The following is a 24,426-nucleotide window of genomic DNA, read 5'->3' on the forward strand; positions in this document are numbered from 1 at the left end:
GCCATCTTGACCCACCAATGAAACTCGAAACATAACCTACAGACGGGTCACTTCTCGATGAAAACCCCGGGTCACTTCTCAGCAGCAATCAACAGCTGAGAAGCATGGCGATGTCCCGTCACGACTCCCGCCGGGTAAACAACCGGTTCGGGGAGGGGACGAGCCCGAGGCTGCGGCAAATCCGGGAAGGTCTCGACGCGTTGGGGCTGAAGAGCGACGCTATTCTGCACCACGCGACGCCCCGGATATTCTACGGGTGTGAGCTGAGCCCTGGTTCGAGGTCTGCGTTGCTGAACCTGACGCCGGCGACTGACACCTACGCGACCTGTCCTGACATCGGCGCCGCTTGGCGACGTCGGTGGGTCATGAACCGGGCCCGCCGCGAGGAAACGCTGCAGGCGCTCGAAAGGCTGGGACCAACCAGTGTCCGTGCGAGCCTGCATGCCGACGCGGATGGTCAGTTTCTGCTGCCCATAGATGGCGGATAAGGCCGGCACGCGCTCACGCATCGCTTAGATGACTTGTGACAAAACCTCTGATAAGAACGCGATCGAACAGAGGATTTGTCACATGTCGCCCGCTCCGGATTCGCAGAGGATCCAACTCAGCAATCTGCTCGATGGCCGGAGCATGATGCGCGCGCAGGAACTGCGTGAAGCTGGCATCAGCGCGCAAACGATCGCGCGCGCCGTCGAGACCGGGGAAATCGAACGGATTTCGCGCGGGGTTTACCAGAAGCGTGGATCTGAGATCGAGGAGAACCAGATCCTCGCCGAGGCCGCCATACGCGTCCCCAAGGGCGTGATCGCTATGGTGTCCGCGCTCGCCTTTCACGGCCTGACTGATCAAATGCCGCGCCGAATCTGGATGGCCATCGGCGCCAGCGACTGGGCGCCCGTGCAGTCCTATCCCCCGATGCGCATGGTGCGGTTCACCGAACGATATCTGCGGCAGGGCGTCGAAAACCATATGATCGCTGGCCTTGAGGTCCCGATCTACTCCGTCCCCAAGACCCTCGCCGACCTCTTCCGCAACTCGAAGCTGGTTGATCGGTCGGTGGCCGTGGAAGGCCTGCGCGCCACCATCGAACAACGCAAGGCGACCCCGAGCGTGATCGCTCAGGGCGCGAAGGCCGGCGGCGCGTGGAAGATCATGCAACCCTATCTCGAGGCGCTGACGTCCAATGGCTAAAACACCGACCAACATGGCCAAGTCCGTCAAGGATCGGCTGCTCAACATCGCCCGCCAGGAAGGCCGGGTGTTCGACGTTCTGTTGGTGCGGTTCGCACTGGAACGCCTGCTCTACCGGCTGTCGGTCTCGGAGCATCGCGAGCGTTTTGTCCTGAAGGGCGGCATGTTGGTCACGGTCTGGGTCGAGGACGACAACCGGGTGACCCGGGATGCAGACTTCCTGGGTCACGGCGATCCCGACCCCGAACGCCTGGCCGCGGACTTCCGGGCGATCATGGCCATCGAGAGCGATGATGGCCTCGTCTTTGATCTCGACGCCCTGGCTGCGACAGCCATCCGCGAAGAGATGGAATATGGCGGCACCCGCCTCAAGACGTCAGCCTATCTCGAGAAGACACGCATCCCTGTGACAATCGATATCGGCTTTGGCGACGCCATGGCCGATGCGACCCAGCAACTCGACTATCCGACCTTGCTGGATTTGCCCGCGCCCAACGTGCGTGCCTATCCGCCCGCCACGGTGATCGCCGAGAAATTCCAGGCGATGGTCGCGCTGGGTGTCCTGAACGGACGGATGAAGGACTATTACGATCTTTGGGCGATCCCGCGCGCGCTCGACATTGCCGCTGACGATCTGGACGCGGCCATCACCGCGACATTCGAGCGACGTCAGACGGCGATCCCGACGGAAAGGCCACCGGGGCTTTCGGCCGAGATGGTCGATGATGAGGTCAAGCAGCGCCAATGGCGCGCCTACGCAGCATCGGTCGAGCTCGAGAATGTCTCACTGGAATCGATTATCGACAAAGTCTGGGGGCTGGTTGGTCCGTCGTGCGCGCGGATAGTGGCGCCGGGGCACGCATGATTTCCGCTAAGGGTGCGGTGCAGCCGGCCGGAAGCCTGAAGTCAGCGGCCCGGCAGGTCGGCGACGAGGGTTGTTAGCATACCATCGATGTCGCCGGCCCGACCCGACAAGCGGCCGTCGATGAGGTGCGAGTGACTTTCCCGGGTTTCGAATTGGTACGAGGCCTCGAAAGTCTCTATTGAAGCAGGATCCGCCTCCACGCCGACTGCGATGAGTTGCTCGTAGGCGTGAACCATGAAGTTGAAGAGGCAGGGATTGATGTTCACCGCCTCGCCATACCAGTGAAAGCGGCGTTCGCAGGCTGCGCGTGTTTCGGCGCGCCACTTCTGGCCCACGGTATCGATCGCCCGCTCGACCTGATCGCGTCGGACGAGGCAGAGGAAGGCCAAGTCGCTGACGGCGGGTGAGGGGATTACACGCACGTTGGCTTCGATTTCGTCCTGATGGTGCGCGAAATTCCGAAGCGCCTTAAGGGCGGCGAATTCGTCCAGATGCTCGAAGTCCTGGACCTCGGCCTTCCTCAACTTGTCATTGAGGCTGTGCATAGCCGTTAACGTGTGGAACAGGGTGTCCGCTCCTGGAGACACGGCGTGCGCCTCATAGGCGCGGAACAAGCGGGCGGCGGCGTTGCCGGCCGATTGCAAGCTGGGACCTTTATCGTCGATGTTCATTGTCGCAGCTAGACCCGAGGGGCATGCTGCCTCAAGCGCTATGACCGTCCGGTTCCTGAAGAGCGGACGGCGGCTTCTGGCAAACGGACGCTCATGACCGGATCTACAAATGGCCTGGACTGGTCGATAATAGCCGGCTGCGATCCAAAGTGACCGTGGCTCGCCCGCCCCAGCCTGAACGCAATGCTCGATTGCCACTACGATTTCCACTAGGGTGCTGACGGTAAATTCCGATTGCCAAATGAATCGGCAACTCCGGTTTCTGGGAGGGCCGATGGTACGGGCGATCTCGATAGATGGCGAAATGACGAAAAAAAATGCGGGCAAATTTTCCCTTAAAAATCAACAGCGTAACTTTTTGACGGTAAGTGTGGCGGCATTTCTACCGAAACGGGGAAAATTTATGTGGAATATCAGCATCTTACCCTATGTCGGAACAATCGAATGGGAATGACGCGCTTGGCATAATGCTCGCCGGATTGCTGCAGGCTGCGATGGTCGCAGTACGCCGGTGCCGGCAGCCCGCGACGCCGGTCGTGGCGCTATCGTGGGACTATGGATCGCCATCCATATCTCGCGCTTTCCGGCCTATCCGCCGGCCGCGCGGTACGAAGAGCTTGAGGGGACGGTCTCGGTGCCATTCCGGGTCAACCGGGAGGGCAAGGTGCTCTCCGCCGAACTCCACCGCTCGTTAGGCTATTCGGCGCTGGACGAGGAAGCCCTGCAATCCGTCCTCCGTGCCCAGCCAATGCCTGTGATGCCGGTGGACCGCCCGGATGAGGTAGCACCAGTGGCATTCCGTATCGAGGCGTAAACAGGGGTTAGCTGGAAGCCGCTGGTGGCCGCCGTTGAACGCTTGCCTTGATCAGATTTTCCATATCGAAAATGATCTGTCGCCCCGCCAATCCATCATCGGTCTTATCATCCGGATCCGCAGCAAAATGCTCGCGCATTCTTCCAGACATGACGACGAGACTGTCGTAATTTTCCTTCCCGACCTTGGGCTCGATGTTTTTCAGACCCTCCAGCAAGGCGAAAAATGTCGTATCAATATTCTGGCCAACAAAATAGCCGGATTTGTCCTCAAATTTGGGCGATTTGAGCATCATCCAACCAAGAAGATCCATGATGTCGCTAACGTCTTCAGGAATATATGGTGAATAGGGGCGTTGCATCATCTTTTTCCAGGACGTTTAATTAGGTATATACTTGGAACACCTCTTTGACTCGGCCTTATAATTGCAGTGGCATCCGGTTTGAAATCTCCGTTGAAAAAACCGATAATTTGCTTCGTTTTCCCTGTTTTTGGAGTTAGCGTCCAGTCTATCGCGAGTTTTCCGACGCGTGCATCTGGTGTTGTATAGGTTCGATCATTCCCTGAAGTATCATATTCTCGACCAACGACGCGAACCTGACTATCATGTTTTGGCGAAATTCCGATCCTATTATAAAATTGTTTTAACTCATTGCGTACTTGACGATCAACATAATTTCCGATGGCTTCATGTGGAGACAGAAATACACTTAATTTTCCAGATTTAAGATGCTGTATACCGTCTTGATATGCCTCATCGACTTTTTGTTGCAAAAATCGTATCGTTTCGATCTGTAGAGGTCCAACTTCTCCAAGAATACGATAGATTGCTTCGGCTCTATCTATTCTCAGACATTGTATTTGATTCTTTTGTCCTTCCATTGTTTTAGGGAATCCCAAAGATTCAAAATGATAATTCGGATCAATATTTTGGATTTGATCTATCAAAACATTGGAATATTCCTTGGTCAAAGCAGATGTTAGTGCGTCGCCAGGCCCAGTAAAATCGAAGATATTAGCCGCAATTGCGATAATGGCTCCGCTAGGTGCATTCCTCAAATTAGGGAAAATGTGTTGCAACGTCAGCGGATCTTGAAATGCGCCGCTATTGTGCCCTCTCCGTGCCCGAGGGTTGGGGCGATATTGCGCCGGCTTTAACAGATTTTGATAGGTGGACTGTTGATTGGAACTAAGATGGGCATTTTGTCTTGTAAAGATTAATTCGGATCCCAGAAAGCGTGGATCCTTAAGAGTGGATGAGTCTCGTTGATTCGAGACAAGAATGTGACTGAGAGATCGCGGACCGCCAGGCGCGAATGTAAATCGACCATTCAGTGGATCATGATAAGGATTGAATTTTACTTCTAGATGCTTAGGCTTAAACATTGACTCCGGCACGCGCCGGCCCGTCCTCAGATAATATGTGAAAGCCTTTCGTGCCGCCGACTTGGCTTCAACTAAGTTGTTGCTTGGCCCCATAGCGATTCTCCTTGCTCATTAAGAACAAAACAGGAACAATCCAACAAGTCAAGAGTTCATCACCGGCGATCGCCTGCCAATCCATTTGCCCCCCCGCCCCCACACGCTATGATCCGCCGATGAAACCCCGCTACCGTGTCGTCCATCAGCGCAAATCCTTTATCGAGGCGCTCTTCAAGGGGCGGACCTGGACAGACTGGTATATCGCGCAGAAGCGCCGCTGGTATGGCTGGCGGGAAATCGGCATTTTTCAGACCGTGACCGAAGCGGAAGAGGCGTGCGAGCTTCATGCGGGCGGGCGGCTGTTGAAGAATGGCACCCGGATCGTTTCTGAATTCAGCGAATTGGAGAAGTGACCCGTGACGACCATGTACGGCATCAAGAATTGCGACACGATCAAGAAGGCGCGGACCTGGCTTGAGGATCGTGGCGTGGCTTATGTCTTCCACTACTACAACGCCGTCGGCATCGACGAGCCGCGATTGCGCGGCTGGGTGGAGAAGCTCGGCTGGGAAACCGTGCTCAACCGCGCCGGGACCACATTCCGCAAGCTACCCGAGGCTGACCGTGCGGATTTGAATGCCGACAAGGCGATTGCGCTGATGATCGCGCAGCCGTCGATGATCAAGCGTCCGATGCTGGAGCATGAGGGCGCGCTGCTGGCGGGGTTCAAGCCCGATGCCTATGCCGCCGTCTTCAAGGCGTAATATGTGCCGGGTAGCGCCGCGCCTATGTTCAAAACGCTCCTCACTCTCGCGGCGCTGGCCGTGACCGCGCCGCTGGCGGCCAAACCGATCGTGATCGCGCATCGCGGGGCTTCGGGCGAGCGGCCCGAACACACGATCGCCTCCTATACGCTCGCGATCGCGCAGGGGGCCGATTTCATCGAACCCGATCTGGTATCCACCAAAGATGGCATTCTGGTCGCCCGGCATGAAAATGAGATTTCGGGGACGACCGATGTCGCGGACCATCCCGCGTTCAAGGATCGCAAGGCGACGAAAACGATCGACGGCGAAAAGATCAGCGGCTGGTTCACCGAAGATTTCACGCTGGCGGAGCTGAAGACTCTTCGGGCGAAAGAGCGGTTGCCGATGCTGCGGCCGGACAATGCCAAATTCGATGGGCAGTTCCAGATCCCGACCTTTCAGGAAATCATCGATCTCGCCAAGGCGAAGGCGCAGGAGACCGGACGGCGGATCGGCCTCTATCCCGAGACCAAGCATCCCAGCTATTTCCAGTCGATCGGGCTGGCGCTGGAAGAGCCGCTTGCTGCGATCCTCAAGACCAATGGCTATGAGGACAAGGACGATCCGGTGTTTATCCAGTCGTTCGAACTCGCCAATCTGAAGCAGTTGCGCGAATTGACCGGGGTGCGGCTGATCTTCCTGATGTCCGGCGAGGGCGGGCCTCCGGGAGACAAAAGCTATGCCGCTTATGCCAGTCCGGCCGGACTGGCCGAGGTGGCGCATTATGTGGATGGCATCGGGCCGGGCAAGGAAATGATCGTGCCGCGCGGGCCGCTGGGCGGATCGAAGCCCGCGACATCGCTGGTGGCCGATGCTCATGCAGCGGGGCTTCAGGTCCATGTTTGGACATTCCGGGCGGAGAATTACTTTCTGCCGCTGGAATTGCGCAAGGGCGTGAACCCGCGCGCGCGTGGTGATCTGGCGGCGGAGCTGAAGCAGTTCGCGGCGCTCGGCGTCGATGGCGTGTTCAGCGATTTCCCAGCGATCGCGGTTGCCACATTGGCAGAGTGATCAGCGCGGTCGATTTCCACAGGCCGAACATCATCGCCGCGCCCACGATCCCGTCCGTGGCGTAATGCCAGCCGAAATGGATCGACCCCACCCAGATCAGGACGGTGTAGACGCACATCGTCCAGCCCAGCCAGCGGCGGATCTGGAAGCCGCCGATCGCAAACAGCGTGGCCATGGCGACGTGCATGGAAGGCATGGCCGAAATGCCGCCCACCGCCTCAAGCTCCGGATCAAGGAAGGTGGAAAGCAATTGTGGCTGATAGCCCAGCGTGCGGATGGTCACGCCCGCGTCCTGCGCCTGCGCGGCAAGCTGGACGAGTTGATGGTTGAGCAGCGCGAAGCTCTCATTGGGGCCGATCAATGCGTTGTAATAACAGGGGCCGGCCGAGCCGAAGAGCCACGCGGCCGCGCTGCCGATCAGCATCCATGACATCAGCCAGCAGGTGACGAGGCGCAGCCGAATCTCGTAATTCTTCGCCATGGTGATCGCGATGGCGGGAAAGCAATACATCAGCACGAACCACATGTTGGTGTAGCAGATGTCCAGCAATTTGGCGGCTTGCCAGCCCGGCAGCAGCGCGTGCGTGATCGTCCAGGGATCATGACCCAGAAACAGCCAGCGATCGAGCGCCGCCAGCGCCGGATCGAACGGAAAGCCACGCGGCGGCATGATGAACTGCTTAAAGATCATGAAGGATGTGATCGTCATCCCGGTGATCAGCGCGGTCACGCCCAGCCAGGCCCCATAATCGAACGGCTCGATATCGGCATTGGGCCGTGCCAGCCGGATGCGATGCGTGGTGAAGCCGATGCTGAGCGATGCGCAGCCGGCGAGCAGGAGATAGAGGCCGAGGAAGATCAGGAAATCCTCGTAATCGGCGTCGGTCAGATTGAGCAGGATGAACCCTGCCACGCCGATCAGCGCAAGCAGACGCACCATGCTTCGGCGCTGATGAACCGGCACATCCATGATCTTGCGGGGATTGAACAGTGTAGAACGCGACCCAATCTGCCCTGTCACTTCGCTTGCCTTTGCCGGACCGGGGACAATCTCTCGCGGCTCCGGGGCGGGTTTTAGCAAAAATGCAACATTGGGCAAGCTTTGCGCGATGGATGGAGTGCAGGGCCGCGATCAGGATATCGCCGTCTCCGCGCAGATGGTCTGGCGGTGGTGCGGTGCTGCGGTTAAGGAGAGAGGATGTCCACCACCTACACGCTCGATACGTCGACCAGCCGGGCCAATCCCACGCCCGCCCCCATGAAGCGTCTCACGGTGCCCGCCATTCAGGCGCGCAAGGGCAAGGATCCGATCGTGATGCTCACCGCTTACACGGCGCGCATGGCGCAATTGCTGGATCCGCATTGCGATATGCTGCTGGTGGGCGATAGCCTGGGGCAGGTGATTTATGGATTGCCTTCCACCTTGGCGGTGACGCTCGATATGATGTGTGCGCATGGTGCCGCGGTCGTACGGGGGAGCTATCATTCGGTGGTCGTCATCGACATGCCCTTCGGCAGCTATGAGGCCAGCCCCGAACAAGCCTTCCATTCGGCATCGCGGATCATGGCGGAAACGGGGGCCGCCGCGGTCAAGCTGGAGGGCGGCGAGGCGATGGCGCCCACCGTCGCTTTCCTGTCGTCCCGCGGGATCCCCGTGGTCGGCCACATCGGGCTAACGCCACAGGCGGTCAATGCGCTGGGCGGCTATGGCGCGCGCGGAAAATCCAATGCCGAACATGCCAAGATCTTGGCCGACGCCCGCGCGATCGCGGGCGCGGGTGCCTTCTCGATGGTGATCGAGGGCGTGCTTGAGCCGCTCGCCCGCGCCGTCACCGAAGCGGTCGAATGCCCGGTGATCGGCATTGGTGCCTCGGCGCAATGCGACGGCCAGGTGCTGGTGGTGGATGATATGCTGGGCATGTTCGAGCGGACGGCGCGCTTCGTGAAACGCTATGACAATCTGGCAGGGCGGATCGGCGACGCCGCCAAAGCCTATGCCGAAGAGGTGCGCAGCCGCGCATTTCCGGGGGTGGAGCAGACCTATCTGCCCAAGGATTGAGACGCTTTCGTTTCCCTGGCTTTGCGGCTAGGGTCCGCCGAATTTCAAGCCTGTCCGGAGAATGTCGTGGCGTCCCAGCCCCCAAGTAACGAAGCCTTTCTGCGCGAGGTCGATGACGAACTGCGCCGCGATCAACTGGCCGGTTTCTGGAAGCGCTGGGGCATTGCGGTGGCGATCGCCGTGCTTGTCGGCTTGGTCGCGTTCGGCGGCTGGCTCTGGTGGCAGCATGAGCAGACCAAGAAGAATGACGTGCTGGGCGAGCAGATGACCCAGATTCTCACTGATCTTGAGGCGGGCAAGGAACAGGGCGCGGAAGCGCGGCTCAAGCCTTTGCTGGAGTCCGGCAATCCGGGCTATCGATCGACGGCGCGTTTCACGATCGCCGGGCTGAAATTGCGCAAGAATGATATCGCCGGGGCCGCTGCCGACTTCAAGGCCGTGGCGGACGATGCCGAGGCACCCAAGCCCTTCCGTGATCTCGCGCTGGTGCGCCAGACAGCGACTGAATATGACAGCCTGAAGCCGGAGGTGATCATCGCCCGGCTCCAGCCGCTCGCGCAGAAGGGCAATCCCTGGTTCGGCAGCGCCGGAGAGATGGTGGCCGTGGCGCATATGAAAATGAACAAACCCGATCTCGCCGGGCCGCTCTTTGCGGAGATTTCGAAGGACAAGGGCGTCCCCGAAACCATCCGTTCACGCGCGGTGCAGATGGCCGGGGTATTGGGGGTCGACGCTGTCGATCAATCGACCGGAGAAGGAAAATAATGCGCGTATACGCGAAGGGCTTATTGATCGGCACGCTGGCGCTCGCGCTGGGCGGCTGCGGCATATTGGGCGGCGGCGGGGACAAGAAGCCCAAGACCCCGACCTTTGGCGATCGGGTTCCGATCCTCACCTCCGAAACGGAAGTCGAGGTCGATTCCGGCATTGCCGATGTCGCGATCGTGCTCCCGCCGGCTGCGCCCAATACCGATTGGGCGCAATCGGGCGGCAATGGCGCCAAATCCATGGGGCATCCCACATTGCCCGATACGTTGAGCGTGGCCTGGACCGCGGATATCCGCGGCACCGACGCTTACGAGCGCTTGGGTGCCGCGCCGATCGTGGCAGATGGCAAGGTTTTCACGGTGGACACCCGCGCCAATCTGCGCGCGTATAATGCTTCCACCGGTGCGCTGGTGTGGGCCACCAAGATCGGCGATCCCAAGGAAATCGCGGGCGGGCGTTCGATCTGGACCGGCGAAATGACGGGCAATGCCGGCGTGCTCTTCGGCGGCGGGGCCAGTTTCGAGGACGGTCGCGTCTTTGCGGTTAACGGGCTTGGCGACGTCGGTGCCTATGACGCCAATACGGGCGCGCAGATCTGGCTCAAGCGGCCGGGCGGTCCTTTGCGCGGTTCGCCGGGCGTCGGTCTCGGCAACGCTTATGTGGTGAGCCAGGACAATCAGATCTACGCCCTGAAAACAAGCGACGGCAGCCTTGAATGGCAGCGCTCGGGGACGCTGGAATCCGCTGGCGTGTTCGGCGTTGCGGCACCTGCCGTGGGCCAGGGCACGGTGATCGCTGGCTATTCCTCAGGCGAGCTGAGCGGCTATCGCTACGAAAATGGCCAGGAAGTGTGGCAGGACGCCCTCTCGCGCACCAGCATCTCGACCGCCGTGGCCACGATTTCCGATATCGATGCCGATCCCGTGATCGATCAGGGCCGCGTCTTCGCGATTGGCCAGGGTGGCCGCATGATCTCCATCGACATCCTCACCGGCCAGCGCTTGTGGGAAATCAACGTGGCGGGCATCGCAACCCCCTGGGTGGCGGGCGAGTGGCTGTTCGTGGTGACTGACGAGGCCAAATTGCTTTGCATTTCCCGCGTCAGCGGCAAGGTGCGCTGGGAAGCGCAGCTTGAGCGCTATGGCAATGAAAAGAAGAAGACCAAGCCGATCAACTGGACCGGCCCTGTGCTCGCGGGCAACAAATTGGTGGTCGCCAGCTCCGAAGGCAAGGTGGTGTTCGCATCGCCGATGGACGGTTCGGTGGTAAACACGATCAAGCTGAAGCACGGCGTCGATCTGCCGCCCGTGGTGGCAAACAACATGCTCTATATCCTGGACGATGGCGGCAAGCTGACGGCCTGGAAATAAGATCGCCATCTCTCTTGCGGCAACGGCCGCAGGAGAGACGCGCGCCGCGCTTGCGGATAGGGGTTATGCTGCGGCGCAATCGCGTCTATGGCGTCGCTTATGCCAAAACACGTCCCTACCGTCGCGATCGTCGGCCGTCCCAATGTGGGCAAGTCCACATTGTTCAACCGCCTTGTCGGCAAGAAGGTCGCGCTGGTCGATGATCTTCCCGGCGTGACGCGCGATCGGCGCGAGGGCGAGGCGCAGCTTCTCGGGCTCGATTTCACGATCATCGATACCGCCGGCTTCGAAGACGAGAATGCGCTGACGCTGCCAGGCCGTATGCGCGCGCAGACCGAAGCCGCAGTGGCGAGCGCCGATGTCGCGCTGTTCCTCTTCGATTCGCGCGTCGGCATCCTGCCGCTGGACGAGGAAATCGCCCGCTGGCTGCGCGCCGGCAGCACGCCCGTCGTGCTCGTGGCCAACAAGGCGGAGGGCAAGGCGGGCAATGATGGCGTGCTTGAATCCCTCTCCCTCGGCTTTGGCGATCCCGTCGAGATGAGCGCCGAGCATGGCGAGGGCGTGGCCGATCTGTTCGAGGCGCTGCTGCCGTTGCTCGAACCCGAAGGCTATGATGACACGCCCGATGAGCCTGCGCCTTATTATGACGAGGAAACCGGCCCGCTGAAGCTCGCCATCGTGGGGCGGCCCAATGCGGGCAAATCCACGCTGGTGAACCGTATCCTGGGGGAGGAGCGGATGATCACCGGGCCAGAGGCCGGGATCACGCGCGATTCGATCGCGATCGATTTCATGTGGCAGGATCGGCCGATTCATCTGATCGACACGGCCGGGATGCGCAAGCGCGCGAAGGTTCAGGACAAGCTGGAGAAACTCTCTGTCGCCGATGCACTCCACGCGATCGATTTCGCCGAAGTCGTGGTGTTGCTCCTCGATGCCACGCTCGGGCTGGAGGTTCAGGATCTCAAGATCGCGGATCGCGTTCTGGAAGAGGGCCGTGCGCTCGTGATTGCGCTCAATAAATGGGATGTCGCCGAAGGACCGAGCAGCCTGTTTAACGGGGTGCGCGCCGCGCTCGACGAAGGTCTGGCCCAGGCGCGCGGCGTGCCGCTGGTCGCGGTGTCCGCCGCAACAGGCAAGGGCGTGGATCAGATGATCGCCGCCGCGTTCGAGGTGCGCGAAATGTGGTCGAAGCGTGTGGGCACGGGCGCGCTCAACCGCTGGTTCGAGCGCGCCGTGGAAGCCAATCCACCGCCAGCGCCCGGCGGCAAGCGCATCAAGTTGCGCTATATCACCCAGGCGAAGACCCGCCCACCGGGCTTTATCCTGTTCGGCACGCGCGTGGATCAGCTCCCGGAAAGCTATCGCCGCTATCTGGTGAACGGCATTCGCAAGGAATTGGGATTCGGCGCGGTGCCCGTGCGATTGACGCTGAGAGCGCCGAAGAATCCCTTCGACGACAAGTGATCTCGTTGCTCGATGCGCGCGGTATGCGCTGTCCCTGGCCGGCCGTGCGACTGGCGCGCGCTGTGCGGGAGGCGGGTGCCGGCGCTGTGATCCGCATCGTGGCGGATGATCCGATCGCGCCGAAGGAGATCGCCGCGCTGGCGGCGGAGCGGGGGTGGAATGTGATCGAGGTGACCACCGATATTGGACCCGGCTTCGAAATTACCGCCTGATCGTCAACCACATATTTACCGGGTTTCTCTACGAAAGATTGCAGGGGGCATGTGCGCATGACCCGCGTAAGGAGCCGTTGACGTGACGCCGACAGTGGAAAACAAGATCGATTGGCCCGCATTTCTGGAGGCCCGGCAGGAGCTGGGCGCCGATTTCATCCGCATTCTCGGCTATTTCCGGGAAGATGGCACCAAATCCGTGGCGGCGATCGAAACCGCGATGCGCGCGAAGGACGCCGCCGCGATGGTCGTTCCGGCGCATACGCTCAAGGGCGAATCACTTCAATTCGGGGCCGAGACCTTGGCCGGTCTCGCGGAACAGATCGAAGCCGTGGCGCGGCATTGCGTCGAAGTGCACGAAGCGCCGGACGAACTGCTTGAGCAGGTCGTCCAGCTTCGTCCGGTATTCGAAGAGGCGCTCCTCCTGTTCGAACGCGAATGCAATCCGTTGGTAGAGCGCCGCAATGGCGGCTTCGGACGCAAGGTAGACGCCAACAACCAGAGCTTCGGTCGGATCTGAAACAGCCTCTCCCGTTGGAGAGGCTCAATCGGCCTCAATCCTCTTCAGGCGCTTTCGACTGAAGCTGGATATAATTTTGAAGACCCATGCGTTCGATCATGTCGAACTGCTTCTCCAGGATATCGACATGATCCTCTTCATTGGAGAGGATATCCGCCATCAGATCGCGGCTCACATAATCGCGCACGCTTTCGGCATAGGCGATGCCATCCTTCAGCAGCGGGATGGCTTCGTTCTCAAGCGCCAGATCGGATCGCAATATCTCTTCGACATTTTCGCCGATCTTGAGCCGGCCCAGAAGCTGGAAATTGGGCAAACCATCAAGGAACAGGATGCGCTCCGCCAGTTTGTCGGCATGTTTCATCTCGTCGATCGACTCATGGCGTTCGAAATGCGCGAGCTTGGCCATGCCCCAATTGTCGAGCAGACGGTAATGCAGCCAATATTGATTGACCGCGGTCAACTCGTTCTTGAGCGCCTCGTTCAGATATTCGATGACTTTGGTATCGCCCTTCACGGCCGCGGCTCCTTGAATTTGAAGCGTTGATTATACGGGCGTGGCGGGGCTAAAGATACCCGAAAAATGGCGGAAAACAGGGATTTATGGTGGGGCTATCGTCAGGCAGTCGCAAGCTCGGCCTTGATAATGCTTTGCGCAAACGGGACGCATTGGCCGCACCGGGCCTTGCGGCCGAGCGCCGCATAGGCGCTGCAGGCGTTGCTCGCGCCACCGCTACGGACGGTTTCGCGCAGGTCTTTCTCACGAATGGCATTGCAGATGCAGACGACCAAAGCGATTCCCTCCAGCTCTCCTGCGAAAGAGATAAGGATAATGATAATAGATCGCAATAGTTAATTTGGTGCTGTGCGTCGCATGGACTGAATTTTTCCACGCGCCAGCGAACGCCAGAGCCATTCAAGCGGGCCATAAGCGAATCGCTCCAGCCACGGCTTCGACCACCAAAGCATCACCGCCCAGCCGATCAGCACGAAGCCATAGACGTGAAAGCGCGAGACATGTCCGAACAGCCCCAGGCCATAGCCATAAAAAAGCGCTGTCATCGCGATGCTGGTGCCGAGATAGTTGGTAAAGGCCACCCGGCCCGCGGCGGCGATCCGGCGGAGCAGGCGGCTCTGCGGTCGGGCCAGAATGATCGAAAGCGCCAGTGCGGCATGGGCGATCACCATGATGATCCGGAAAGGTGTGGACCAGACCAGAACCGCATTGAACGTGGTCACCGGATCGAAACCGCTGGCCAAGCACCACAGGCACAAAGCGATCATCGGCGGGAGACCGCACAGATAGGCACGGATCGCCACGCTGCGATACTGGCTGCGGCTCCATTGCCCGGTCAGGAATCCGTTGCGGAGCAGCGCCATGCCGATGAGCATCAGGCCCAGCGTTTCGAGACCGGTCAACAACAGCGTGGTCAGCGGCGCGTCGATATTGTCGGGTGCCAAGCTGTTGGCGAGGATCTGCGTATAGCTGCCGCGATAGATTTCGATCTCGTGGTGGATGGGCGCTGTATCGGGCGCTCCGATGCTGGCGATCATGCCGCGATAGCTGGCGATCTGCCCCGCGGAGGCATCGGCGGCCATGGCCCCGTGCTGCATGAAGATCAGTGCCACCCCCATGATCGCCCAGAAGACGAAGCTGGTGAGGATCAGGCCGATGCCCAGGCGGAGCAGCGCCGGGGCATCCTTGTGGCTGAAACCATAGGCAATCAGCCCGACGACCGCATAAAGGAAGAGAATATCGCCATACCAGATCAGATAAAGATGGATCAGGCCAAAGATCATCAGCCAGAGCATCCGGCGGGCATGGATGAATCCGCCGCTTAACCCCTTGGCCTCAGCGCCGTCGATCACGAGCAACATCGACGCGCCGAACAGAAGCGAGAAGAGCCCGCGCATCTTGCCATCCACGAGGATGAAATTCACCGCCCACATGCCCAGATCCGCGGCGCTGGTCCCGCCCCAGGCGAGCGGATTGATATAGGCCGGCTGAGGCATGGAAAAGGCGATGATGTTCATCGCCAGGATGCCCATCACTGCAATACCGCGCAGGGCGTCGAGCGTCAGATGGCGGACGGGTGGGCTGGGGGGCATGATTTCCACGATACCGGCCTGTGAACGGCGGGCGGGCTTGAGGCAAGAGCTTGCAGGCGACCCGGCTTTGGGCGAGAGCAGGACGATGAGCGACACCCCCGGCACCTTCACCCAGATCGCGCCCGATGGCCGCCGGGAGACGGTCACGCGACCCGTTGCGATCGAACAGCCGATCGCGATCGAGATGAACGGGCTTGGTTATGCCGTGATGATGGCGACGCCCGCCCATCTGGAGGATTTCGCCTTCGGCTTTGCGCTATCCGAGCGGTTGATCGAGAGCGCTGCCGATATCGTCGCGGTGGACGTTCATCCTGCCGAGACCGGGACGATCCTGCGCATCCATCTGATCGAGGCGCGGCGACCGCTGGTGATCGAACGCGTGCGCCACCGCATTTCCGAATCCTCGTGCGGCTTATGCGGGATCGAGAATCTGGAACAGGCGCTGCGGCCTTTGCCCGTGGTGGAGGGCCGTGTGCCCGCGGCCCCGGCCGTGTTCGCCGCGCTCAAAGCCCTGCGCGCCGCACAGCCGCTCGGCAATGCGACCGGCGCGGTGCACGGCGCGGCGTTCTGCGGCGCAGACGGCGCGATCCGGCTGGTGCGCGAGGACGTCGGCCGTCACAATGCGTTCGATAAATTGATCGGTGCGATGGCGCGCGCGGGGATGGGCTGGGACGACGGCTTTGCGCTGCTGACGGCGCGCTGTTCCTATGAACTGGTGGAGAAAGCCGCGCTGGCAGGATGCCCCGCGCTTGTGACGATCTCCGCCGCCACCAGCCTGGCATTGCAGCGCGCGCAGGATTGCGGACTGGCGCTGATCACGCTGGCGCGACCGGATTCCTTCCTGCAACTGACGTGAGGGAAGCCTCACAGCCCTAACCCGCGTCGCTATGCCCCGCTTCGCCGACCGCGTTGAATTCGGTGGCCTGGGTCTGGTGCGCGGGGGTGCCGCCCTGCTTGAGATAGGCGATCGCGTCCGCGGCGATCGGCGAGAGGCCCGCGCTGTCGGCGAAGATCATCGATTTCATCCGCGGATCCCAGAACATCGCGACATGATCCGCCAGCGCGGCGACCGCCTTGTCATGCGGCATCATCGCCATGTTGCGCGCGATCTGATTGGCCATGTAGATCAGACGCTGCTGGGTGGTCATGCCGGTCATTGGACTACGCCCTGTCCGTCATCCCCGCGCAGGCGGGGATCCCGCTTCCTTTTTCCCTGGTTCGAAGAAGAAGCGGGATCCCCGCCTTCGCGGGGATGACGGGGGAGGGGGCGCCTAGAAAAGATCACTCCGCGGCTTCCACCACCACAATGCGGCGGCTCTGCGTCGCCTGTGCCTCATAATCCTCCTGCCAGTCGCTGGGGCCGTTCGAAGGCGTCACCTGCACCGCGGTCACCTTATATTCCGGGCAATTGGTGGCCCAGTCGGAGAAGTCGGTTGTGACCACATTGGCCTGTGTCGCGGGGTGATGGAAGGTGGTGTAGACCACGCCCGGTGCAACCCGATCGGTGACCAGCGCGCGCAGCGTGGTCTCGCCCGAGCGGCTGGCGAGGCGCGTCCAGTCGCCGTCTTTGATCCCGCGGTCCTCGGCATCCTGCGGATGCACCTCCAGCAAGTCTTCAGGATGCCAGGCGGTATTGGCGGTGCGCCTGGTCTGCGCGCCGACATTGTAATGGCTCAGGATCCGCCCGGTGGTGAGCAACAAGGGGAAGCGCGGGCCGGTCTTCTCGTCGGTGGGGACGTAATCGGTCACCACGAACTTGCCTTTGCCGCCGGTGAAGCCGCCGACGTGCATCACCGGCGTGCCCTCGGGCGCGGCTTCATTGGCGGGCCATTGCAGCGAACCGGCCTCGTCCAGCCGACGGAAGCTCACGCCCGCGAAGCTCGGCGTGAGGCGGGCGATCTCGTCCATGATCTCGCTGGGGTGGGTATAGTTCCAGTCGAGCCCCATGGCGCGCGCCAGTTCCTGCGTCACTTCCCAATCGGCATAGCCGTTCAGCGGGGACATCACCTTGCGGACCGGCTGGATGCGTCGCTCGGCATTGGTGAAGGTGCCGTCCTTTTCGAGGAAGGTCGATCCGGGCAGGAAGATGTGTGCGTAGTTCGCGGTCTCGTTGAGGAACAGATCCTGCACGATCACGCATTCCATCGCGTCGAGGCCCGCGGCGACGTGCTTGGTGTTGGGATCGGACTGGAGGATATCCTCGCCCTGTACATAGAGCGCCTTGAACACGCCATCCACCGCGGCGTCGAGCATGTTGGGGATACGCAAGCCCGGCTCGGCGTCGAGCGTGACGCCCCAATCCTGTTCGAACAGCGTGCGCGTCGCCTTGTCCGAGATGTGGCGATAGCCGGGAAGCTCGTGCGGGAAGCTGCCCATGTCGCACGCGCCCTGCACATTGTTCTGCCCTCGCAGCGGGTTCACGCCCACGCCCGGGCGGCCGATATTGCCGGTAGCCATGGCGAGATTGGCGATGGCCATCACCGTGGACGAGCCCTGGCTGTGCTCGGTGACGCCGAGGCCATAATAGATGGCACCATTGCCGCCAGTGGCGAAGAGGCGCGCGGCGGCGCGCAGATCCTGCGGATCGACCAGGGTGACGGGTGCCAGCGTCTCGGGGCTGTTCTTGGCCTGGCCGACGAAATCGGACCAGTCCTGAAACTCGTCCCAATCGCAATGCTCGCGCACGAAGGCTTCGTCGGCCAGCCCCTCGGTGACGATGACATGGGCGATCGCGGTGAGCACGGCGACATTGGTGCCGGGGCGCAGCGGGAGATGGTATTGCGCCTCGATATGGGGGGTGCGGACCATGTCGATCCGGCGCGGATCGACGACGATCAATTTAGCGCCCTCGCGGATGCGCTTCTTCATCCGGCTGGCAAACACAGGATGACCGTCCGTGGGGTTGGCACCGATGATCAGGATCACGTCCGAATGCTCGACGCTGTCGAAATCCTGTGTGCCCGCGCTGGTGCCGAAGGTGGTCTTCAGCCCATAGCCCGTGGGCGAATGGCAGACGCGCGCGCAGGTATCGACATTGTTGTTGCCGAAGCCGGCGCGGATCAGTTTCTGGACGAGAAAGGTCTCCTCATTGGTGCAGCGCGAGGAGGTGATCCCGCCGATCGAGCGCTGGCCATATTGCCCCTGGATGCGCTTCAGTTCGGACGCGGCATAAGCGAAGGCTTCCTCCCAGGAGACTTCCTGCCACGGCTGATCGGTGCTGGCGCGGACCATCGGCTTGGTGATGCGCTCCTGATGCGTGGCATAGCCCCAGGCGAAGCGACCCTTGACGCACGAATGGCCGCGATTGGCCTTGCCGTCCTTCCACGGCACCATGCGCACCAATTGCTCGCCGCGCATCTCCGCGCGGAAGGTGCAGCCGACGCCGCAATAGGCGCAGGTGGTGACGACCGAGCGTTCGGGCGTGCCGATCTCGACCAGCGCCTTTTCGGTGAGCGTCGCGGTGGGGCAGGCCTGGACGCATGCGCCGCAGGAGACGCATTCGGAGGACAGAAAATCGTCGACCGGGGTGCCCGCCGAAACCTTGGAGCCGAAGCCGCGGCTCTCGATCGTCAGCGCGAACGTGCCCTGCACTTCGTCGCACGCGCGCACGCAGCGCGAGCAGACGATACATTTGGACGAATCGAAATCGAAATAGGGGTTGGAATGGTCCTTGGCCTGGCCGAGGTGGTTCGCGCCTTCATAGCCGTAGCGCACGTCGCGCAGCCCGACCGCGCCGGCCTGATCCTGCAGCTCGCAATCGCCATTGGCAGCACAGGTGAGGCAATCGAGCGGGTGATCGGAGATGTAGAGTTCCATCACGCCCTTGCGCAATTTCTGCAGCTTCGGCGTCTGGGTATGGACCACCATGCCTTCGGAGACGGGGGTGGTGCAGGAGGCCGGGGTGCCGGGTGCGCCGTCGATCTCGACCAGGCACAGGCGGCAGGAGCCGAACTGCTTGAGGCTGTCGGTGGCGCAGAGCTTGGGGATGTTGGTCCCGATCTCGGAGGCGGCGCGCATCACCGTCGATCCGGCGGGGACGGTGACCGCACGACCATTGATCGAGAGCGTGACGCTCTGCGTGGACTTGGATTCGGGGGTGCCGAAATCGGCCTGGCGGGTATAGGTCATGCGGCCTGATCCTTGGTGAAGGCGGCCAGATCTTCCGGGGTATTGAGATTATGGAAGCTGGCATCCAGCGTCACGGTGCGCACAGCCGCGGTCGCCATCCATCCGCGGATGGCGCGATCGGGCTGGGATTCGAGATAATCCTCCAGCGCGCTGGCGAGATCGGCGCGCCACAGGCCGATAAGCTGCTGGCCTTTGACCACGGCGCTGCCGGGTGCGAGCAAAGCGGGAAGATGGGCGGGGAGGGGAAGAATGTCGCACCCCACGGTCAGCACGGTTTCAAAGCCATGGGCTTGCGCATGATGGAGCGCTGCGCAGAGACCGCCCAGCGGCCCCTGGTCGAGGGTCGGGCGGTCGGCAATGGATGTGATGCCGGGCCAGCTTCTTCCGACGACGATGATGGCGTCGGTCTGAGCAGCGAGCGCTTCGGCGACGTGATCGAGCAGCGGCTTGCCATCCACACTCGCCAGCGCCTTATCGCTGCCGAAGCGGCGGGATTGGCCACCCGCGATGATTGCGCCGAGGATCATGAGGGACACCTGCACCAACCGTTTGTCCCGAGCGAAGTCGAGGGACGTGGGGGCACGCCCAAACGTGTCTCGACTGCGCTTGACACAAACGGAGTGGGGGGCAGAATCGCGCTCATTCCGCCGCCTCCTTCAGCCCGAAATCCTCGGGAAAATGATGGAGCGCGCTCAACACCGGATAGGGTGTGAAACCGCCCAGCGCGCAGAGCGATCCGAATTTCATGGTGTCGCACAGATCTTCGATGAGGATCACGGCATCTTCCAGTTCCGTTTGGGCTGAGCGTGTCGAAGCTCTTTCCTTCAAGGCCGGATCGCCGGAAGACGAAGACCCTTCGACAGGTTCAGGATGAACGGAGGAGGAAGCGGCCAGATCGCGTGCCGCAATGATCCTGTCGATCGTTTCCACGCCACGGGTCGATCCCAGCCGACAGGGGGTGCATTTTCCGCAGCTTTCCACCGCGCAGAACGTCATGGCAAAGCGCGCCTGCGCGGCCATGTCCACTTCGGTGTCGAACACGGTCACGCCGCCATGGCCGATCAGGCCATCGGCCGCGGCGAAGGCTTCATAGTCGAAAGGCGTATCGAACAGGGCAGGCGGGAAATAGGCACCGAGCGGTCCGCCCACCTGCACGGCGCGGACAGGGCGGCCGCTCTCGCATCCGCCGCCGATATCATCCACGAGTTCGCCCAGCGTCACGCCGAAAGCGGTCTCGTACAGCCCGCCATATTTGAGATTGCCCGCAAGCTGGATCGGCATGGTGCCACGCGACCGGCCCATGCCATAGGCGGCGTAGGCCTCCGCGCCCTGGGCCAGCACATAGGGAATGGCCGCCAGCGTGAGGACGTTGTTGATGACGGTAGGACAGCCGAACAGTCCTTCATGCGCGGGCAGCGGCGGCTTGGCACGCACCTCGCCGCGCTTGCCTTCAAGGCTGTTGAGCAAAGATGTTTCCTCGCCGCAGACATAGGCACCCGCGCCTTCGCGCACCTCGATCTCGAACGGCGCGATGATCATCCGGCTGCGCGCGACCGCGGCTTCCAATTTGGCGATGGCATGGGGATATTCTGAACGGACGTAGATGAAGCCCTTGCCAGCCCCCGTCGCGAGGCCGGCGATCGCCATGCCTTCGATCAGCATATAGGGATCGCCCTCCATCACCATGCGATCGGCGAAGGTGCCGCTATCGCCCTCATCGGCATTGCAGACGATATATTTGCGGCCGGCGGGGGCATCCAGCACGGTCTTCCACTTGATCCCCGCGGGGAAGCCCGCGCCGCCGCGGCCGCGCAGACCGGAGGCGGTGACCGTCTCGACGATCTGGAGCGCCGTCATCGCCTGTGCGGCGCGTAAACCCTTCCAGCCGCCGGTGGCGTCATAATCGTCGAGGCTCAGAGACCGCGTCTTGCCCGCGCGCGCAAAGGTCAGCCGGGTCTGGCTGGCGATGAAAGGATGATCCTCGATCCTACCAATGCGAAGCGCATCGGCGGTGCCGAAGAGGATCGCGTCCACATCCGCTGGCGTGACGGGGCCGTATCCAATGCCGTCGATTTCCACCAAGGGCTCAAGCCAGTGCATCCCCCAACTCGATACCCGTCGGATATCGGCATCGGGGGCCGCCTTCGCAAAGGCAGTCGTCACTCGATCCGCGCCGCACGCCAGCGCCAGAGCATCGTCGGATATGCGGATCTGCATCACAGCGCCTCGATCAGCGCGCCGAGCGACGCTTCGTCCAGGCGCGCGTAAACATCATGCCCGATCATTGCATTGGGGCCAACGCTGCACAGGCCGAGGCAATAGACGGGCTCGATCGCGATCCGGTTGGCCGCCTTTGCTGCGGCCCAGTTCGCCAGCGGTTCGGAGCCGCGCGCCTGACAGGCTTCCGCGCGGCAGAGCTTGATCACAGGGCGCGCTTCCGGGCGGGTACGGAAATCGTGATAGAAACTGATCACGCCATGCACTTCGGCACGACTGAGATTGAGTTCCAGCGCAACGGCGCGGATTGTGGTGTCGTCGATCCAGCCGAATTCGGCCTGAAGCGCATGGAGGATTGGTAGCAATGCGCCTTCGAGGTGCTTGTTCTGGCGGATGGTCGTGGTGACCCGCTCCGCATCGAACTCATTGTCACCTTGCCGTTCCATGAGATTTTGCGTCCTCCCTTTCCTGGCATCCGTCAAATTGACTGCGCTTATCTTCGATAGAGGGTTTCTATCAACAACTGCGCAGCGGCGATAATAACCGAAGCGTTTCAGCGATTGAAAATGCCGCTTTGGCCAAGGGAGACAGCGGTTCTCTGTCGAGCACCACCAAGCCGATGGTGTTGGGCGGCGCGGGATCGACAATGTCTATCACGCGAAGATCGGGATCACCCGCCACGAACTCGCCATGGCTATCCGTCACGATGCTTGAGAGCCCGCCATGGGAAACCATCGAAAGCAATGCCACATAGGAATCCGCGGTGGCGACGGGGTCAGCCTTCAGGCCAAGCGTCACGAGATGCGCATCGAGGATGCGGCGATTCTGCATTCCTTCATGAAGCAGGCACAAAGGCGCTTCGGCAGCGTCTTTCCATGCGATGCGTTCCAGTCCGCCGAGCGGCGCATCGGCGCGCGTGGCAAACATGTAACGCTCGGCATAAAGCGGCACAGAACGGACCTGCGCAGGGGGTTCATTGTCGAGATAGGTCAGCCCCGCGTCAATCTCATAGTCAAGCAGGCCGCGTTCGATCTCCCGCGACGTGAGCGAGCGGATGGTGACCGTCAGCCGGGGATGGCTGGCGTGCAGCGCCTTCATCAGAAATCCGATGGAGGGCATGGCTGCGGGGATGGAACCGATGCGGAGCTGTCCCCGCAGCGGCCCGGCGGGTGCGTCGATCGCGTGACGCAGGCCTTCATGGTCGGCCAGCAACTGGCGGGCGAAGGGCAGGATCGAATGCCCCTCCGGCGTCAGATCGATAAAGCGCCGATCCCGGTTGACGAGCCGCTTGCCGAGCATCTCTTCCAGCGCGGCGATCCCTGCGGACAGCGTGGGCTGGGTGACGTGGCAGCTTTCCGCCGCACGCGCGAAATGCTTTTCACGGGCGAGAGCCACGAAATAATCGAGGAAGCGGAGCTGCATGGAGATGGTCTAGGCGAAGGGCAGGTGGAGGGGAAGAAGGGGCCACCCCCGGCCCCTCCAAGAAGACTTGGAAGGGCGTAAAGGAAGTGCCCAATGCACCTCCCCTCCCGGCCTTCCGGGAGGGGAGGTGGGCCTTCTAGATCAAATCAACCGCGCGCCATGCCAGCGCACATGATCATCCATGAAGCTGGAGATGAAATAATAGCTATGATCATAGCCCGGCTGCATTCGCAGCGTGAGCGCGATTCCGGCCTTTTCGCAGGCCGCTTGGAGCAATTCGGGCTTCAATTGTTCCACGAGAAAATTGTCCGCCGCGCCCTGATCCACCAGGATTTCAGGCAGGCGCGCGCCATCCTCGATCAGCGCAATGCTATCATAAGCGCGCCATCCAGCCTGATCCACGCCGAGATAGCCGCCCAGCGCCTTATGGCCCCACGGGCAGTTCAGTGGCGAGGCGATCGGCGCGAAGGCGGAAACGCTCCTGAACACGCCGGGATTTTTCAGCGCGATGGTGAGCGCCCCGTGCCCGCCCATCGAATGGCCTGTAATGGATTGCCGCGCCATGTCCGCTGGGAAATTGTCCGCGATGATTCCGGGCAATTCCTCGGTGATATACGAATACATCTGGAAGTTTTGCGACCACGGGGCTTGCGTGGCATCGACATAGAAGCCGGCACCCTTACCGAAATCATAGCCCCCATCATCAGGCACATCATCACCACGCGGCGACGTATCCGGGCAGATGAAGATGATGCCCAGTTCAGCGCAGGCGCGCCGATATTCGCCCTTTTCCATCACATTGGCGTGCGTGCAGGTCAGGCCGGAGAGATACCACAGGATCGGCAGCTTCGCGCCGGGCGCTTCGGCCTGGGGCGGGAGATAGACCGCGAAGGTCATCTCCGTTCCCGTTGCAGTGCTGGCGTGTTTGTAGACGCCCTGCGTGCCGCCGAAGCTCCGATTGATGGAAATCGTTTCCACGCTGTGTGTCATGCAGCCGGGCGGTGCAGCGCACACAATTTATTGCCATCGGGATCGCGCAGATAGGCGAGGTAGAGTTTGCCGAAAGCACCTTCGCGAATGCCCGGCGGATCTTCGCACGCCGTGCCGCCATGGGCGAGGCCGGCCGCGTGCCACGCATCGGCCTGTTCGGGTGATGAAGCGGCGAAGCCGACGGTGCCGCCATTGGCATGGCAGGCGGGATCGCCGTCGATCGGGTTGCCCACCATGAAGAGGCCGCCGTTGTTCATATAGATCAGCCGACCCTTGTCATCGACCATGGCCGGCTTGGCGCCGAACACGCCGAGCGTGGCGTCGTAGAATGTCTTCGATCGTGCGGTGTCGTTGGACCCGATCATTATGTGCGAAAACATGGCA

At 61.5% G+C, this 24,426-nt stretch carries 30 protein-coding genes; 15 read left to right on the plus strand and 15 right to left on the minus strand.

Annotated features, from left to right (window positions below):
* Positions 1–365: 365 nt before the first annotated feature.
* From FHS49_RS19870 to FHS49_RS18835, 3 genes are all read left to right on the plus strand, one after another.
* On the plus strand, positions 366–488 hold the full coding sequence (locus FHS49_RS19870; RefSeq protein WP_281397122.1) for a hypothetical protein: 123 nt from the start codon (positions 366–368) through the stop codon (positions 486–488).
* 82 nt (positions 489–570) lie between these two features.
* Entirely contained in the window at positions 571–1,191 is a 621-nt protein-coding gene (locus tag FHS49_RS18830; RefSeq protein ID WP_184022023.1) for a type IV toxin-antitoxin system AbiEi family antitoxin domain-containing protein, read from the plus strand.
* Between the two features lie 13 nt (positions 1,192–1,204).
* Complete coding sequence (locus FHS49_RS18835) at positions 1,205–2,056, plus strand: nucleotidyl transferase AbiEii/AbiGii toxin family protein (protein ID WP_221240591.1); 852 nt, start codon at positions 1,205–1,207, stop codon at positions 2,054–2,056.
* Positions 2,057–2,097: 41 nt separating this feature from the next.
* Here FHS49_RS18835 and FHS49_RS18840 read toward each other — a convergent pair whose 3' ends face one another.
* The gene (locus FHS49_RS18840) at positions 2,098–2,727 is read right to left on the minus strand and encodes a hypothetical protein (RefSeq protein WP_184022028.1); all 630 of its coding nucleotides are present in this window, start codon (positions 2,725–2,727) and stop codon (positions 2,098–2,100) included.
* Positions 2,728–3,001: 274 nt separating this feature from the next.
* Between FHS49_RS18840 and FHS49_RS18845 the strand changes: the two genes are divergently transcribed.
* Positions 3,002–3,181 carry a hypothetical protein gene (locus FHS49_RS18845; RefSeq protein WP_184022031.1) on the plus strand — a complete coding sequence of 60 codons (180 nt, stop codon included), beginning with the start codon at positions 3,002–3,004 and terminating at the stop codon, positions 3,179–3,181.
* A gap of 57 nt (positions 3,182–3,238) precedes the next feature.
* A complete protein-coding gene (locus FHS49_RS19745) occupies positions 3,239–3,541 on the plus strand; it encodes a TonB family protein (protein WP_184022034.1) in 303 nt (100 codons plus the stop codon).
* Positions 3,542–3,548: 7 nt separating this feature from the next.
* On the opposite strand, the gene FHS49_RS18855 is transcribed toward FHS49_RS19745, so the two are convergent.
* The gene (locus FHS49_RS18855) at positions 3,549–3,905 is read right to left on the minus strand and encodes a hypothetical protein (RefSeq protein WP_246351084.1); all 357 of its coding nucleotides are present in this window, start codon (positions 3,903–3,905) and stop codon (positions 3,549–3,551) included.
* Positions 3,902–5,020 (minus strand): hypothetical protein, encoded by a 1,119-nt coding sequence (locus FHS49_RS19750; RefSeq protein WP_246351087.1) that lies wholly within the window; start codon positions 5,018–5,020, stop codon positions 3,902–3,904. The genes FHS49_RS18855 and FHS49_RS19750 overlap by 4 nt, the downstream gene beginning before the upstream one ends.
* 119 nt (positions 5,021–5,139) lie before the next feature.
* Between FHS49_RS19750 and FHS49_RS18865 the strand changes: the two genes are divergently transcribed.
* The 3 genes from FHS49_RS18865 to FHS49_RS18875 are packed head-to-tail and all read left to right on the plus strand — an operon-like array spanning position 5,140 to position 6,780.
* A complete protein-coding gene (locus FHS49_RS18865) occupies positions 5,140–5,376 on the plus strand; it encodes a hypothetical protein (protein ID WP_184022036.1) in 237 nt (78 codons plus the stop codon).
* Positions 5,377–5,388: 12 nt separating this feature from the next.
* The gene (locus FHS49_RS18870; protein ID WP_184022148.1) at positions 5,389–5,727 is read left to right on the plus strand and encodes an ArsC family reductase; all 339 of its coding nucleotides are present in this window, start codon (positions 5,389–5,391) and stop codon (positions 5,725–5,727) included.
* Between the two features lie 24 nt (positions 5,728–5,751).
* Positions 5,752–6,780: a glycerophosphodiester phosphodiesterase gene (locus FHS49_RS18875; protein WP_184022040.1), complete on the plus strand. Its 1,029-nt coding sequence runs from the start codon at positions 5,752–5,754 to the stop codon at positions 6,778–6,780.
* Here the strand turns inward: FHS49_RS18875 and FHS49_RS18880 are convergent.
* A complete protein-coding gene (locus FHS49_RS18880) occupies positions 6,737–7,801 on the minus strand; it encodes a phosphatase PAP2 family protein (RefSeq protein ID WP_184022042.1) in 1,065 nt (354 codons plus the stop codon). The genes FHS49_RS18875 and FHS49_RS18880 overlap by 44 nt on opposite strands.
* Positions 7,802–7,978: 177 nt before the next feature.
* Here FHS49_RS18880 and panB point away from each other — a divergent pair, with 177 nt between their 5' ends.
* The 6 genes from panB (at position 7,979) to FHS49_RS18910 (ending at position 13,176) form a co-directional block, all read left to right on the plus strand.
* Positions 7,979–8,839, plus strand: coding sequence for a 3-methyl-2-oxobutanoate hydroxymethyltransferase (gene panB, locus FHS49_RS18885; protein WP_184022044.1), 861 nt, complete (start codon positions 7,979–7,981; stop codon positions 8,837–8,839).
* A 66-nt stretch (positions 8,840–8,905) separates the two neighbouring features.
* A complete protein-coding gene (locus FHS49_RS18890; RefSeq protein WP_184022047.1) occupies positions 8,906–9,604 on the plus strand; it encodes a tetratricopeptide repeat protein in 699 nt (232 codons plus the stop codon).
* The gene (locus FHS49_RS18895; protein ID WP_184022050.1) at positions 9,604–10,977 is read left to right on the plus strand and encodes a PQQ-like beta-propeller repeat protein; all 1,374 of its coding nucleotides are present in this window, start codon (positions 9,604–9,606) and stop codon (positions 10,975–10,977) included. Before FHS49_RS18890 ends, FHS49_RS18895 begins: the two co-directional genes overlap by 1 nt.
* 99 nt (positions 10,978–11,076) lie before the next feature.
* Positions 11,077–12,444, plus strand: a complete 1,368-nt coding sequence (gene der, locus FHS49_RS18900; RefSeq protein ID WP_184022052.1) for a ribosome biogenesis GTPase Der — start codon at positions 11,077–11,079, stop codon at positions 12,442–12,444.
* Complete coding sequence (locus tag FHS49_RS18905) at positions 12,441–12,656, plus strand: sulfurtransferase TusA family protein (protein WP_343053031.1); 216 nt, start codon at positions 12,441–12,443, stop codon at positions 12,654–12,656. Before der ends, FHS49_RS18905 begins: the two co-directional genes overlap by 4 nt.
* An 82-nt stretch (positions 12,657–12,738) precedes the next feature.
* Positions 12,739–13,176, plus strand: a complete 438-nt coding sequence (locus FHS49_RS18910; protein WP_343053033.1) for an Hpt domain-containing protein — start codon at positions 12,739–12,741, stop codon at positions 13,174–13,176.
* A gap of 34 nt (positions 13,177–13,210) precedes the next feature.
* Here FHS49_RS18910 and bfr read toward each other — a convergent pair whose 3' ends face one another.
* The 3 genes from bfr to FHS49_RS18925 all read right to left on the minus strand — a co-directional run bounded on the left by bfr (position 13,211) and on the right by FHS49_RS18925 (position 15,381).
* Positions 13,211–13,693 carry a bacterioferritin gene (gene bfr / locus FHS49_RS18915; protein WP_184022055.1) on the minus strand — a complete coding sequence of 161 codons (483 nt, stop codon included), beginning with the start codon at positions 13,691–13,693 and terminating at the stop codon, positions 13,211–13,213.
* A gap of 101 nt (positions 13,694–13,794) precedes the next feature.
* Positions 13,795–13,968, minus strand: a complete 174-nt coding sequence (locus tag FHS49_RS18920) for a (2Fe-2S)-binding protein (RefSeq protein ID WP_184022058.1) — start codon at positions 13,966–13,968, stop codon at positions 13,795–13,797.
* Positions 13,969–14,028: 60 nt separating this feature from the next.
* The gene (locus tag FHS49_RS18925; RefSeq protein ID WP_343053035.1) at positions 14,029–15,381 is read right to left on the minus strand and encodes a DUF418 domain-containing protein; all 1,353 of its coding nucleotides are present in this window, start codon (positions 15,379–15,381) and stop codon (positions 14,029–14,031) included.
* Here FHS49_RS18925 and fdhD point away from each other — a divergent pair.
* Entirely contained in the window at positions 15,371–16,141 is a 771-nt protein-coding gene (fdhD, locus tag FHS49_RS18930; RefSeq protein WP_184022062.1) for a formate dehydrogenase accessory sulfurtransferase FdhD, read from the plus strand. The two genes, FHS49_RS18925 and fdhD, sit on opposite strands and share 11 nt — an antisense overlap.
* Positions 16,142–16,157: 16 nt before the next feature.
* On the opposite strand, the gene FHS49_RS18935 is transcribed toward fdhD, so the two are convergent.
* The 8 genes from FHS49_RS18935 to FHS49_RS18970 all read right to left on the minus strand — a co-directional run bounded on the left by FHS49_RS18935 (position 16,158) and on the right by FHS49_RS18970 (position 24,422).
* Positions 16,158–16,442, minus strand: coding sequence for a formate dehydrogenase subunit delta (locus FHS49_RS18935; RefSeq protein ID WP_184022065.1), 285 nt, complete (start codon positions 16,440–16,442; stop codon positions 16,158–16,160).
* 124 nt (positions 16,443–16,566) lie between these two features.
* The gene (fdhF, locus tag FHS49_RS18940) at positions 16,567–19,413 is read right to left on the minus strand and encodes a formate dehydrogenase subunit alpha (protein WP_184022068.1); all 2,847 of its coding nucleotides are present in this window, start codon (positions 19,411–19,413) and stop codon (positions 16,567–16,569) included.
* Positions 19,410–19,940: a molybdenum cofactor guanylyltransferase gene (mobA, locus tag FHS49_RS18945; RefSeq protein ID WP_184022071.1), complete on the minus strand. Its 531-nt coding sequence runs from the start codon at positions 19,938–19,940 to the stop codon at positions 19,410–19,412. The genes fdhF and mobA overlap by 4 nt, the downstream gene beginning before the upstream one ends.
* A gap of 112 nt (positions 19,941–20,052) precedes the next feature.
* Entirely contained in the window at positions 20,053–21,633 is a 1,581-nt protein-coding gene (locus FHS49_RS18950; protein WP_343053036.1) for an NADH-ubiquinone oxidoreductase-F iron-sulfur binding region domain-containing protein, read from the minus strand.
* Entirely contained in the window at positions 21,630–22,076 is a 447-nt protein-coding gene (locus FHS49_RS18955) for an NAD(P)H-dependent oxidoreductase subunit E (RefSeq protein ID WP_184022077.1), read from the minus strand. The genes FHS49_RS18950 and FHS49_RS18955 overlap by 4 nt, the downstream gene beginning before the upstream one ends.
* Before the next feature lie 70 nt (positions 22,077–22,146).
* On the minus strand, positions 22,147–23,052 hold the full coding sequence (locus FHS49_RS18960) for a LysR family transcriptional regulator (RefSeq protein ID WP_184022080.1): 906 nt from the start codon (positions 23,050–23,052) through the stop codon (positions 22,147–22,149).
* A gap of 141 nt (positions 23,053–23,193) precedes the next feature.
* Positions 23,194–24,042: an S-formylglutathione hydrolase gene (gene fghA / locus FHS49_RS18965; protein WP_184022083.1), complete on the minus strand. Its 849-nt coding sequence runs from the start codon at positions 24,040–24,042 to the stop codon at positions 23,194–23,196.
* Positions 24,039–24,422: a VOC family protein gene (locus FHS49_RS18970; RefSeq protein WP_184022086.1), complete on the minus strand. Its 384-nt coding sequence runs from the start codon at positions 24,420–24,422 to the stop codon at positions 24,039–24,041. Before FHS49_RS18970 ends, fghA begins: the two co-directional genes overlap by 4 nt.
* Positions 24,423–24,426: the final 4 nt, after the last annotated feature.

The sequence above is a fragment of the Sphingobium boeckii genome (genome assembly GCF_014199215.1).
In the GTDB taxonomy this organism is placed as follows: domain Bacteria; phylum Pseudomonadota; class Alphaproteobacteria; order Sphingomonadales; family Sphingomonadaceae; genus Sphingobium_A; species Sphingobium_A boeckii.